We start from the raw sequence: 12,220 nt of genomic DNA on the forward strand, positions 1-12,220 counted from the left end.
ATGATCAAAAAGTTCACTTTAATTCTAGGTTTGCTATTTATGTTCATTGCCTCTGCGCAGAACGAGAAATTGTTCGACCAAGCCACCGAAGCCTATAACAATGGTGATTATGAAAAAGCCATTGAACTATACAATTCCATCTTGGGCAACGGTCAACATTCCGCCGCCCTTTATTATAATTTGGGAAACGCTTATTATAAGTTGAACCATATAGCGGAAAGCATCTATTACTATGAAAAATCGTTATTACTAAACCCGAGCGATGAAGAGGTAAAAACAAATCTAGGGTTTGCCCAGAATATGACTTTAGATGCGATCGACACGCTTCCTCAAACCGGATTAGCCCGTATCTATAAAAATGTTACCACTATATTGACGTTTGACCAATGGGCCTACATTTCCATTATCTGTATGGTTTTGTTCGTATTACTTTATATCGCTTTTTACTATTTTAAATATTCCACAAAAAAAAGGTGGGCATTTATAGGTAGTTTGATCGCTTTGTTCCTGTGCATAATAAGTATTGCTTTCGCCGCTATTGGAAAAAGGGATTTTAACCTAGACAACCCTGCCATAATATTTGCCGAGGAAATTGCCGTAAACACCGAGCCTAATAATACTAGCGAAACTATTTTCACCTTACATTCGGGCACAAAGGTTAATGTGCTTGAAACCTTGAACAACTGGAAAAAAATAAGGCTTTCGGACGGAAAAACGGGTTGGGTACCACAAACAGAATTAAAATTGTTAAAGGATTTTTAAAAATACATTAACAATTTTTGAAACAATGAGTTGTATATTTGCATTTAACATTGCAATATGAAACAATTTGCACGTTTTACCTTGTTATTTTTGTGGCTTTTTGCAATTGTTGCACCAAGTGTGGCTACGCTGTGCAATCCTGACAAACCCATTGTTGTTACAAACCTAAACGAAGAAGAACAACAAGAATCAGGAAAAAAATCTTTGGCTGAAGAAAAATTTGTCAAAGAAAACCTTTTAAATTTCTCATTGATTTGTTTTAATGACAAATCAAAAATAAATAGTTACCGAGGCATGGTTTGTTTTGACCATACCTTGGAAGTCTTATCGCCCCCCCCAGAATACACCTGTTAGTATTTTTCGGTATTTATTTCAATCAACTAACACGTGTTGCATTTAGATGCAAGACATAACACTTTATTTTTATGTTTAAATATATTAAAAACGATATTCCGGCGAGTATCGTAGTATTCTTTGTTGCCCTTCCTCTTTGTTTAGGAATAGCATTAGCTAGTGGGGCGCCGTTGTTTTCTGGGTTAATTTCAGGTATTGTAGGCGGTATATTTGTTGGAGCCTTAAGTGGTTCTAAAATTGGTGTCAGCGGTCCGGCCGCAGGTTTGGCAGCAATAGTTTTAACCGCAATAGGTACTTTGGGCGGTTATCAGAATTTTTTGGTCGCAGTGGTTTTAGGAGGAGTTATTCAAATAATTTTCGGTATTCTTAAAGCGGGCGTCATTGGTTATTATTTTCCATCTTCGGTCATAAAAGGAATGCTTACGGGAATAGGTATCATAATTATTCTAAAGCAAATTCCCCATTTTTTTGGTTATGACTCCGATCCCGAAGGAGACTGGGCATTTTTTCAAGTAGATGGAGAAAACACATTTTCAGAGATACTGAACACGGTCAACAACATAAGCCCTGGAGCAACTATAGTAGCCATAATAGGTTTAACCATTTTATTGTTGTGGGATAAGGTACTATCTAAAAAAGGTAGAATATTTCAACTCATACAGGGGCCTTTAGTGGCCGTCGCGGTTGGAATAATTTTTTACATACTAACCCAAAATAACGAGGTATTGGCGATATCGCCAGAACACCTGGTAAGTGTTCCGGTACCCGAAGATGCGGCCTCGTTCTTTGGTCAATTCAGTTTTCCTAATTTTGGGGCCATTACCAACCCTCAGGTTTGGGTCGTTGCCTTTACCATTGCACTGGTCGCCAGTTTAGAAACATTACTGTGCGTAGAAGCGACAGACAAATTAGATCCTAACAAGAATGTTACACCTACCAATCGTGAGCTACTGGCACAAGGTACCGGAAACATTATTTCGGGTATGATAGGAGGATTGCCTATTACACAGGTAATCGTAAGAAGTTCTGCCAACATTCAATCGAATGGAAGAACCAAGCTATCTACCATTATTCACGGTCTTTTATTATTGATCTCGGTAGTTTTAATACCTAGATTACTAAATATGATACCATTATCGGTATTGGCGGCAATTCTCTTTATTGTCGGCTACAAATTGGCAAAACCTGCGCTATTCGTAAAAATGTACAAACTAGGCTGGAAACAATCTATTCCATTCTTTGTGACCATAGCCGGAATCGTTTTCACCGATTTATTGATCGGTATAAGTCTAGGCTTGGCGGTAGGTATTGTTGTAATACTCTTAAAAAGTTATCAAAACTCGCATTTTCTGCATATTGAAGATAACAGCAACGGAAAACATAAGATTAAAATGACTTTAGCGGAAGAGGTTACCTTTTTTAACAAAGGCGCTATTTTGAAGGAATTGGAAAACTTGCCAAGAGATACCTATTTAGAACTCGATATTCTAAAAACAAGATACTTGGATTATGATATAATCGAAATTTTAGAAGATTTCGCATTCAAGGCAAAAGAAAGAAATATCGATATTAAGCTACTCTCAAAACGAGGGGTAATAGAAAACCCCCCAAGTTTTACCGACTTCTTTGAACAAAGACCTAAATCAAAATTAAGTTTAAGCTAGTCATTGTTCTTGGTATATCCAGAATATAAAAACATCGAGATGAAAAAAGATAAAAATAGAATAGTAATATTCTCACACTCAACAAAATATCTTGAAAAGACACTTAAAAGCACCGTTAATTTAGCCAATATGATCAACGGTGAAATAGTATTGTTTCTTGTCAAGAAACCTTCTGATGTGGTTAGGGAAGAAAGTCAATTATCAGCTATTCGGGCCTTAAGCCATGAGTATATAGCAACCGACAAGAAAATAAGGGATATATTAAATGGATACTCCAAAACCTTTGGAGTACCCATTTCCTATTCCTGTTCTGTCGGAAACATAAAGAACGAGACAAAAAAATATATACAGGATAACAGTCCTGATGTAGTTGTACTTGAAAAAAGAAAATCTGCTATGCTAGATTTTCTTGGTAATAACACCATAGACTATGTTCTTCAACATCACCAAGGTCCTATCTTTATAGTTAGTAACGATATTACTTTAGAACAAAAAAATCTATCAATGGCTTTCTTAAAGACCGATGGAAGAATAAAGCCCGTACCATTTGCAGAAAATCTGCTTATGTACACCCAAAAACCCATAAAATCATTCACCATTACTAAAAACTGTGACGGACTTGGTTCTTATAACGAATTCAATGGAAAAAAAACAATCGACTTTGTCTTTGAGAAACGAGACGATTCTTTTAAAAATCTATCGAACTATCTTACTATAAACAATATAAACCTTCTTTGTGTCAACAGAACAAATGATAATTTCAATAAAAAAAACAAGCATTCCCCGGATATGTTAAATGTCAAGGATATAATTGCCAATTTGAACGTTCCCATGTTATTTACGGGCGAACACAATTACACATCATAACAATCCAACAACTTAAATAAAAATACAATGAAAGCACATACAAAAGAAACACAAGCAACCATGACCCCCGAAAAGTCGTTACAATTCTTGAAAGAGGGCAATGAAAGGTTTCAAAACAATCTAAAAGCGAACCGTAATTTACTTGAACAGGTAAACGATACCAGTGAAGGACAGTTTCCGTTTGCCACCATATTAAGTTGTATAGATTCCAGGGTGTCCGCAGAATTGGTATTCGACCAAGGTTTGGGAGATATCTTTAGTGTTCGTATCGCCGGTAACTTTGTGAACGAAGATATATTAGGAAGCATGGAATTTGGCTGTAAACTAGCTGGCACCAAATTGATAGTTGTCTTGGGGCACACCAGTTGCGGGGCCATTAAAGGAGCCTGTGACCATGCCAGATTGGGCAACCTTACCGCTCTGATCAATAAGATAGAACCTGCAGTAGCAGCAGTAAAAGAGCCTGCTGACGAAAGTTTAAGAAATTCAAAAAATCTTGAATTTGTAGATATGGTAGCCGAAAAAAATGTTCAAATGACTCTTGATAACATTAGAAAAAGAAGTAGTGTTTTGGCCGAAATGGAAGAAAAAAACGAAATTATGATCGTTGGGGCCATGTATGATATTTCTACAGGAGCAGTTAAATTTTATGATTAATAGTTAAATTTTTAAAAAGCCGTTGTTTTTACAACGGCTTTAATACCAACATCATACGGTCTAACATATTTATCTACACGATTATGACCACATAGTTTGGGCCTTTCCAAAAATCAATTAAAAAATAATACTCTAATTAATAATTAATATTTGTTACTTTAAAACTATGAAAAAACTTTTCTCAAACTTCAAGGGTGATTTGTTCGGTGGTATTACGGCAGGTATTGTTGCCTTGCCCTTGGCGCTGGCTTTTGGTGTAAGTTCTGGACTGGGACCTAGTGCAGGCCTTTACGGAGCGATTTTTTTAAGTTTTTTCGCCGCATTGTTCGGAGGTACCAACACTCAGATTTCTGGTCCCACGGCACCCATGACCGCCGTAAGTATGGTTGTAATTGCAGGATTAGTGGCCGTGAACGATGGAGATATGGAAAAGGCATTGCCCAGTATTCTTCTTGTCTTTCTTCTAGCAGGTCTTATGCAAGTGGGGCTCGGACTATTGGGAATTGGTAAATACATAAGATATATACCATATCCCGTAGTTTCCGGTTTTATGACCGCTATCGGGGTTATTATATTAATAACACAAATACTGCCTGCCATTGGCTACTACCCTAAAGAAGATCTGGAATATGTGAACGAATTTAAACCAATGGCCGAAGAAATAATTCTGGACAATATTTTAAAAGAAGAAGCGGGCGAAGGTATTTTGGTCTTGGAAGATTTTAAAGAAACAATTATAAGGGCAGAAAAAATTACCAAAGAAGAAATGCTCAAAGAGGCAAAAACACTGGCCAATACAAACGCCTCTGGGGTTATTGGAGCTATAAAAATTCTACCTAGAGCCCTGAAGAACATTAATTGGCTAGAACTGGCCCTTGCCCTATCTACCATAATAATCATATACGGATTTAAAAGAATTACCACCAAAATACCTAGTGCTTTGGTGGCGTTGATCGTTGTTTCAGGGGTCGCCTTCGGTTTTGGACTCGACTATAGGCCCATAGAACAAATACCCAGTGGTTTTCCTGTACCCAACCTCAATATTTTTACAGAATTTGAACTAGGAGCCATATCACCTTATGTATTTACCGCACTTACCCTAGCATTATTGGGGGCAATAGACTCGCTTTTAACCTCGGTAGTTGCCGACAATATGACCAAGACCAAGCACAAACCTAACAAAGAACTGATAGGGCAAGGAATAGGAAATAGTATGGCCGCTATATTTGGTGGTCTGCCCGGAGCAGGTGCCACTATTAGAACGGTAGTCAACATCAATGCCGGCGGTAAGACAAAATTATCGGGTATGGCAGCGGGTGTTCTATTATTGATTGTTTTATTGGCCCTTGGGCCAATAGCCTCACAAATTCCTGCAGCGGTATTGGCCGGAATTTTGGTTACCGTAGGTATTGGGGTAATGGATTATAAAGGCTTAAAAGCTATTCCCAGCTTGCCAAAAGATGTAAGCGTAGGACCTTTTAAGTTTAGTTCGGAAGTAGTGATAATGTTAGTTGTTCTTGTATTGTCCTCTGTCTGGAACCTAGTTTATGCTGTCGGTGTAGGACTGGTAATAGCCTCTTTAATGTTCATGAAAAAAATGGGAGATCTCACGGCAGAACGTTCAGATGTTAAATCGTTGGAAAAAGAATCCAATTGGCCCGATGAAGCAACATTTCCACAATACCTGAAAGAAGAGGTTTTTATAAAACATCTAAAAGGGCCCTTATTTTTCGGCTCTACCAGTGAGTTTCAGCAATTAGCAGATCAGATACCGAGAACAGCTTCAACTGTTGTTATCAGAATGGGTCGTATGCAATACATGGACCAATCTGGTCTTTACACCTTAGAGGATGTATTGATAGACCTAAAAAGATCGGGAATCAATGTATTATTGGTAAACGTATTGAAACAACCAAGATATATGATGGAACGTGTAGACGTAATCCCCGATCTAATACCGGAAGAGCATATTTTTGAGACCTTTAAAAACTGCTTGGATTGGATAAAGGAAAACGTAAAAGACGAGTTCCAGACGGCAGAATAAATCAAAACCGACAAAAAGGTAACTTACCTTTTTTAAAAGTTTTAAATTTGCTCCTTTAATCGACCCTGATGATAGACAAGATAAAGGAACAAATAACTGAAGTACAAGCTTTTACCGCAACTGATCTAGATGCAGTAGAAGCTTTTAGAATTAAATATTTAGGAAAAAAAGGAATTTTAAACGGTTTTTTCGCCGAGTTTAAAAATGTTCCGAACGAACAGAAAAAAGAATTTGGCCAAACCATAAACCAGTTAAAGAACGCAGCCACCGAAAAGGTCGATCAATTAAAGCGATCGCTAGAGAACAGTAGCTCTCAAGAAAAAATATTCGGTGATTTGACACGTCCTGGAAACCCTATAGAACTTGGCGCCCGACATCCTATTTCTATCGTTAAAAATAAAATTATAGATATTTTTTCCAGAATAGGTTTCAATGTCTCCGAAGGACCTGAGATCGAAGATGATTGGCATAATTTTACCGCTTTGAACCTTCCCGAATATCATCCGGCAAGGGATATGCAGGATACTTTTTTTGTTCAAACAGATCCAGATATACTGTTGCGTACACATACATCATCTGTTCAGGTACGTTACATGGAAAACAACAAACCTCCCATTAGAACCATTTCTCCCGGTAGGGTTTATAGAAACGAGGCCATTTCAGCAAGGTCCCATTGTTTTTTTCACCAAGTGGAAGGATTATATATTGACAAGGATGTTTCTTTTGCCGACCTAAAACAAACGTTGCAGTATTTTACTACCGAGCTTTTCGGAAAATCAAAAATTAGACTGCGACCCTCTTATTTCCCATTCACGGAACCAAGTGCAGAGGTAGATGTTTACTGGGGGCTGGAAACAGAAGCCGATTATAGAATTACAAAAGGTACCGGATGGTTAGAAATCGGGGGTTGCGGCATGGTAGACCCTAACGTTCTTACGAATTGTAATATAGACCCAGAAGAATACTCTGGTTTTGCCTTTGGTGTTGGTATAGACCGTATTGCCATGCTTCTATACCAAATAACCGATATACGCATGTTAAGTGAAAACGATGTGCGCTTTTTAGAACAGTTTAAAAGCTCTTTATAAGGATTTTGAATTGATAAAATCTAACATTTATTTTTGAAAAAAGACATAGAAATACCGGTTTCAAAAGACGTATATGTTGCATTGATCAGAGAATGGAACGATGAATTCTTGTCCAAAGATTGGAACGCCTATATCATAAACAATAGAACAACACCGATAGAAATGGCACTAATTGTTTCTAAAGGTTATGATGACAAGGTAAAAACTTCCACTATGCGGCATGCTATCGGTGTAGTCGCAGCCAAATCGTACGAAAAAATTGAGTTGGTGCAAGAAGATGTACTTCGTCTTAACAATGAGTTTTATGTAACTTATTACGCTGATAATAAACTATTTGAAAGAAAATTTATTTTTGAAAAACATTCGGTCAACGAGGCAAATACGGTTACGATACCCATTATAGAAAAGGATGGGATTTTCGCAAAATAGCCCCTTTTTTTAACGTCCCAATTACTATATTGATAATTTCAGCCTTCAATTAATTTTCAATAAACATTCTAACTACCTGATTTTTATATTATTCGGATAGGTTTTAGCATTCTCTGGTTTTACCTTAGTAACTATAGCAACTAAACCAGAAGAACTAATGGAAACAAGTAAATTAAACCGTAGGGATTGGATACGAACAGGACTACTCACAGCAGGGGGAATAACACTATTGCCACATCTAGGGATAGCGGAAACCGCGAAAGCATCTATACCATTAGACAGAAACGGAAATGCATTATACAGTCCGTTATTTAAAGAATATCTTCCTGAAAAATTTCCTGACGAGTCTAAATTATTGGCAAAGTTAAATGCCAATGAAAATCCTTATGGGCCTTCACCAAAAGCTATCGATGCTTTAAAAAACGTGGCTACAAAAGGAAATAGGTACGCTTGGAAAGAACTTTTTGCCCTAATCGATAAAATTGCGATCAAAGAAGGTGTGGAGGCCAAAAATATTATGATGGGCCCTGGTTCTTCCGACCTATTGGAAAAAACAGCCATGGTGTTATTTATGGACGGTGGCAATGTTGTTTCTGCCGACCCTTCTTACATGTCTCTTATTCGTGTTGCCGAAGCAACCGGAGCAAGTTGGAAACCTGTTCCTTTAAAAGAAGATTGGTCCCATGACCTTAAAGGTATGGAAGCTGCTATAGATAAAGATACCAAACTCGTTTATATATGTAACCCCAATAATCCGACCGGTAGCATAACCGACACTAAAGAACTCTTAGACTTTTGTTCCCGTGTTTCAGAAAAAGTGCCTGTTTTTGTAGACGAAGCATATCTCGACTTCTTGGAAGATGGTACCAAGCAAAGTATGGTCGGATTGATCAATGAGGGTAAAAATGTAATTATAGCCCGTACGTTTTCAAAAATTCATGGCATGGCCGGATTAAGGGTAGGATATATTGTTGCACAAGAAACCACCTTAAACAAAATACAGAAAATTACACGTGGCGGAATGGGTATTGCCTATACTTCTATATATGCAGCTTTGGCCAGTATGGATGATCCTGATTTTCAAAATTCCTCCAGGTCTAAAAATGCGGAATCGAGAGAGTATGTTTATAAGAGCTTAAAACAGCTAGGCTACGACTATGTCACCTCATATACCAGTTTTATCATTTTCCCAATAGAAATGGAGGGTCAACTATTCCTGAAAAAAATGACGGAAAAAAAGGTAGGCGTTAGAGCATTTGAGTTCATGGGCAAGAATTGGTGCAGGGTGAGCATGGGTACCATGGACGAAATGAAGATTTTTACTGCAGCGTTAACAGACGTTCTTGCATAAGATGGATGTAACCCTACAAAAGACAATTACCTTTCTAACATTTATTGGTATCGGCTTTCTTTTAAAGATAAAGTTCAATTCAAAAGAGGAGCTTTCCGGTATCAAGAAAATCATACTCAACCTTGCCCTACCGGCAACAATATTTATAGCATTGATAGGGGTTAAAATAGATGGTGCTTTACTTTCTTTACCCTTTTTGGCTCTTACCTTAAATATTGTTCTTTTTTATCTGTTTCCGTATTTAATGCCACTAACGGGTATTAAATATAATTCACCGGAACATAGAACAGCTAGATTGCTCGTATCTTCTTTGGCCCCGGGCCTTTCATGTTTTCCCTTCGTATTAGAGTTTTTAGGGGAAGATTACTTGGCAAAGGCAGCAATGGCAGACTTGGGTAATAAGGTATTTGTACTTATCATCTTATATCTGGTTGCTATGAATTGGTTTTATAGCAAACGAGCTATAGAGTCAAAATCAAAAGCTGGAAAATTAAAATCCCTAACGATGGCAATGATCTCCGAACCTGTAAATATCTTTATAGTCATTGCCTTGATTTTGGTATTTTTTGGTTTTAATATGGAGTCATTGCCATTATTTATAAGCGACACCATTACTAGACTAAGTGTAATAATGACTCCTTTGGTACTTCTTTTTATTGGCCTTGCCGTAAAAATCAAAAAGCAACAGATCTATAAAATATTTTCACTTTTATTCTTAAGGGCGGGTTTCGTGGCCATGCTTTCAGGGGTATTTATTGTTATCGCCAACATTACCGTTCAGCAAGACATACTGCTACTTCTATGTTTCGGACTAAGTGCTTGTAGTTTTTGGCCATTTTCCCATATATCAGTAGTAGATGCTCAAGAAAAAGGAATAAAAAAGAAGAAAAAAACCTTTAACTCTACTTTTGGCGTCAACATTCTTGCTCTATCGTTTCCTCTTTCTACCATACTTATATTGGGTATCTTATCCAGTGGAAAACTTTTCTCAAATGGTTACAATGTAATGGCATTGGGCCTTATCTTTCTTTTAGTGGGAACCACTCCTTATATTCTTAAAAGGGTCTTTCTATTAAAAGGTAAAGAACATGATAAAAAAGCAAATATAATTCTCTATAAAACCTCAAGTACCGAAACCTCTTAAATTATCTTGAGGTAATTTTACGCACCAATGTAGCAGTAAGATCTGAATCTAATTAAATAAAGTTCTATTGCACGATATGACAACTTTAACACTAATTATGAAAATTTAAGTTCTTTTGGTTTGTTAGTTTCCGAACTAACTGTACCTTTGTACTTTCAATTTTTCATAATTATGAATAAAGAAGAAGCCAAACAACAGTTAATAGAAGAGCTAGGGGTTCATTTTGAATCGGAATATTCCCTACCTCCATTGGCTGCAAGAATTTTCGCAAATTTGGTCATTACAGAAGAGGACGGACTTACTTTTGAAGACTGCCTAACAAAACAATGTGCCAGTAAAAGTTCTGTATCAACATCACTGAACCTACTCTTACAAATGGACTATATTAAATATTTTACCAAGTCCGGAGACAGAAAAAGATATTTTAAGATCGCTAACAAAGACGCTTTTTTTATCGGAAAACTTAATGCAGTGCTCAAAAAACTGGAAAAAGAGTCGGAAATGCTAAAAAAAGTTGAAAACTATAACATAGCACATAACCCAGAAAAATATGAAGCCAACAAAGAAAAGAAAAAGATTTATATGAAATGCGTAGAAGATACCAAGGCCATATATCGAAAGACCATTCAAGATTTGAAAAATCTAAACAAATAATTTTTTTGCCTCTATAGTTCGTTTATTTCCGAACATTCAGAATTAACAAAACCTTAACAGGTTCACATTAATAATTACATATAAACATCCATCTAAAAAATGAAAAAATTATCAATCATAGGACTATTAAGTGCAGGCCTTCTTTTAAGTTCCTGTTTTGGAACCACCCCTGAAAATAAGGCGGGAGCGGCCGCACCTCCCCCACCAAGTCTAAAGGTCGGTGAACTTCAAAAGAAAGACATTACCATTTACAACGAATTTGCGACCACCCTAGAAGGTAAGCAAAATGTTGAAATATGGCCGAAAGTAAGTGGTTTTATACAAGAGGTCTATGTTGAGGAAGGGCAGAAAATAAAAAAGGGACAATTGCTTTTTAAATTGGAGACCCAAACCCTTAACCAAGATGCCAACGCCGCCAAAGCAGCGGTAAACGTCGCCCAGGTTGAGGTAGACAAACTTAAGCCCCTCGTTGAAAAAAACATCATTAGTGAGGTACAATTGGAAACGGCTAAGGCCCAATTAGCACAAGCAAAGGCCAATTACGAAAGTGTTGTTTCTAATATAGGATATTCACGAATTACCAGTCCGGTAGACGGTTATATCGGCGAGATTCCCTATAAAACAGGAGCTTTGGTAAGTTCAAATATGACCAAGCCCTTAACTACGGTATCCGATGTGAGTGAGGTACGTGCCTATTTCTCATTGAACGAAAAAGAGCTTCTAGCCCTAAAGGAGTCCATGCCAAAAAACGAGAATAACGGCATAGATCTTAAAAATGCGCCCGAAGTAACCTTAGTTATGATCAATGGCCAAGAATATCCCGAACCCGGAAAAATAGCCATGATCAACTCCATAATCAACAGTACTACCGGAAGCGTAACGGCAAGGGCCGATTTTAAAAACAAAAACAATCTCCTAAGTAGTGGTAGTACCGGTAAGATCAAGATGCCGGTTGTTTATGGAGGTGCCTTTGAAATTCCACAGGAGGCCACCATTGACCTTCAAGGCAAAAAACTGGTCTATGTACTAAAAGACGACAATACCATTACCACAATGCCCATAAACATAGTAGCAAATACCCAAAAAGGGTTTATCGTGGAAAAGGGAATTGAGGAAGGAACCAAAATCGTTCTTGAAGGAGTGACCAAATTAAGGGACGGAATGACAATAAACCCTGTCCAATAACAATCACTACACACATTCCAT

12 protein-coding genes are annotated in these 12,220 nt (G+C 37.4%); all 12 read left to right on the forward strand.

The features are described from left to right. The 12 genes from J8L85_RS02055 to J8L85_RS02110 all read left to right on the forward strand — a co-directional run bounded on the left by J8L85_RS02055 (position 1) and on the right by J8L85_RS02110 (position 12,199). A complete protein-coding gene (locus tag J8L85_RS02055; RefSeq protein WP_247656534.1) occupies positions 1-762 on the forward strand; it encodes a tetratricopeptide repeat protein in 762 nt (253 codons plus the stop codon). Positions 763-819: 57 nt separating this feature from the next. After that, on the forward strand, positions 820-1,116 hold the full coding sequence (locus J8L85_RS02060; protein ID WP_211014049.1) for a hypothetical protein: 297 nt from the start codon (positions 820-822) through the stop codon (positions 1,114-1,116). Positions 1,117-1,187: 71 nt separating this feature from the next. Then, a complete protein-coding gene (locus tag J8L85_RS02065; RefSeq protein ID WP_211014051.1) occupies positions 1,188-2,780 on the forward strand; it encodes a SulP family inorganic anion transporter in 1,593 nt (530 codons plus the stop codon). Positions 2,781-2,819: 39 nt separating this feature from the next. After that, positions 2,820-3,647, forward strand: coding sequence for a universal stress protein (locus tag J8L85_RS02070; RefSeq protein ID WP_211014053.1), 828 nt, complete (start codon positions 2,820-2,822; stop codon positions 3,645-3,647). 27 nt (positions 3,648-3,674) lie between these two features. Continuing rightward, positions 3,675-4,304, forward strand: coding sequence for a carbonic anhydrase family protein (locus tag J8L85_RS02075; RefSeq protein WP_211014055.1), 630 nt, complete (start codon positions 3,675-3,677; stop codon positions 4,302-4,304). A 166-nt stretch (positions 4,305-4,470) separates the two neighbouring features. Next, positions 4,471-6,348, forward strand: a complete 1,878-nt coding sequence (locus tag J8L85_RS02080; protein ID WP_211014057.1) for a SulP family inorganic anion transporter — start codon at positions 4,471-4,473, stop codon at positions 6,346-6,348. Between the two features lie 68 nt (positions 6,349-6,416). Continuing rightward, positions 6,417-7,436 carry a phenylalanine--tRNA ligase subunit alpha gene (gene pheS, locus J8L85_RS02085; protein WP_211014059.1) on the forward strand — a complete coding sequence of 340 codons (1,020 nt, stop codon included), beginning with the start codon at positions 6,417-6,419 and terminating at the stop codon, positions 7,434-7,436. Between the two features lie 33 nt (positions 7,437-7,469). After that, the gene (locus J8L85_RS02090; RefSeq protein WP_211014061.1) at positions 7,470-7,865 is read left to right on the forward strand and encodes a hypothetical protein; all 396 of its coding nucleotides are present in this window, start codon (positions 7,470-7,472) and stop codon (positions 7,863-7,865) included. 157 nt (positions 7,866-8,022) lie between these two features. Further along, complete coding sequence (locus J8L85_RS02095; RefSeq protein WP_211014063.1) at positions 8,023-9,216, forward strand: histidinol-phosphate transaminase; 1,194 nt, start codon at positions 8,023-8,025, stop codon at positions 9,214-9,216. 1 nt (position 9,217) lies between these two features. Then, a complete protein-coding gene (locus tag J8L85_RS02100; RefSeq protein WP_247656592.1) occupies positions 9,218-10,360 on the forward strand; it encodes a permease in 1,143 nt (380 codons plus the stop codon). 171 nt (positions 10,361-10,531) lie between these two features. Further along, positions 10,532-11,014, forward strand: a complete 483-nt coding sequence (locus J8L85_RS02105; protein ID WP_211014068.1) for a transcriptional regulator — start codon at positions 10,532-10,534, stop codon at positions 11,012-11,014. A 99-nt stretch (positions 11,015-11,113) separates the two neighbouring features. After that, entirely contained in the window at positions 11,114-12,199 is a 1,086-nt protein-coding gene (locus J8L85_RS02110; RefSeq protein WP_211014070.1) for an efflux RND transporter periplasmic adaptor subunit, read from the forward strand. The last annotated feature ends 21 nt before the right edge of the window (positions 12,200-12,220 follow it).

It is taken from the genome of Maribacter sp. MMG018, from assembly GCF_018100785.1.
Lineage (GTDB): Bacteria > Bacteroidota > Bacteroidia > Flavobacteriales > Flavobacteriaceae > Maribacter.

Bases quoted from the DNA above. Each gene is read 5' to 3' on its own strand.
- J8L85_RS02110 (WP_211014070.1), top strand. From the start codon at position 11,114: ATGAAAAAATTATCAATCATAGGACTATTAAGTGCAGGCCTTCTTTTA.
- J8L85_RS02065 (WP_211014051.1), top strand. From the start codon at position 1,188: ATGTTTAAATATATTAAAAACGATATTCCGGCGAGTATCGTAGTATTC.
- J8L85_RS02060 (WP_211014049.1), top strand. From the start codon at position 820: ATGAAACAATTTGCACGTTTTACCTTGTTATTTTTGTGGCTTTTTGCA.
- J8L85_RS02070 (WP_211014053.1), top strand. From the start codon at position 2,820: ATGAAAAAAGATAAAAATAGAATAGTAATATTCTCACACTCAACAAAA.
- J8L85_RS02075 (WP_211014055.1), top strand. From the start codon at position 3,675: ATGAAAGCACATACAAAAGAAACACAAGCAACCATGACCCCCGAAAAG.
- J8L85_RS02055 (WP_247656534.1), top strand. From the start codon at position 1: ATGATCAAAAAGTTCACTTTAATTCTAGGTTTGCTATTTATGTTCATT.
- pheS (WP_211014059.1), top strand. From the start codon at position 6,417: ATGATAGACAAGATAAAGGAACAAATAACTGAAGTACAAGCTTTTACC.
- J8L85_RS02105 (WP_211014068.1), top strand. From the start codon at position 10,532: ATGAATAAAGAAGAAGCCAAACAACAGTTAATAGAAGAGCTAGGGGTT.
- J8L85_RS02095 (WP_211014063.1), top strand. From the start codon at position 8,023: ATGGAAACAAGTAAATTAAACCGTAGGGATTGGATACGAACAGGACTA.
- J8L85_RS02100 (WP_247656592.1), top strand. From the start codon at position 9,218: ATGGATGTAACCCTACAAAAGACAATTACCTTTCTAACATTTATTGGT.
- J8L85_RS02080 (WP_211014057.1), top strand. From the start codon at position 4,471: ATGAAAAAACTTTTCTCAAACTTCAAGGGTGATTTGTTCGGTGGTATT.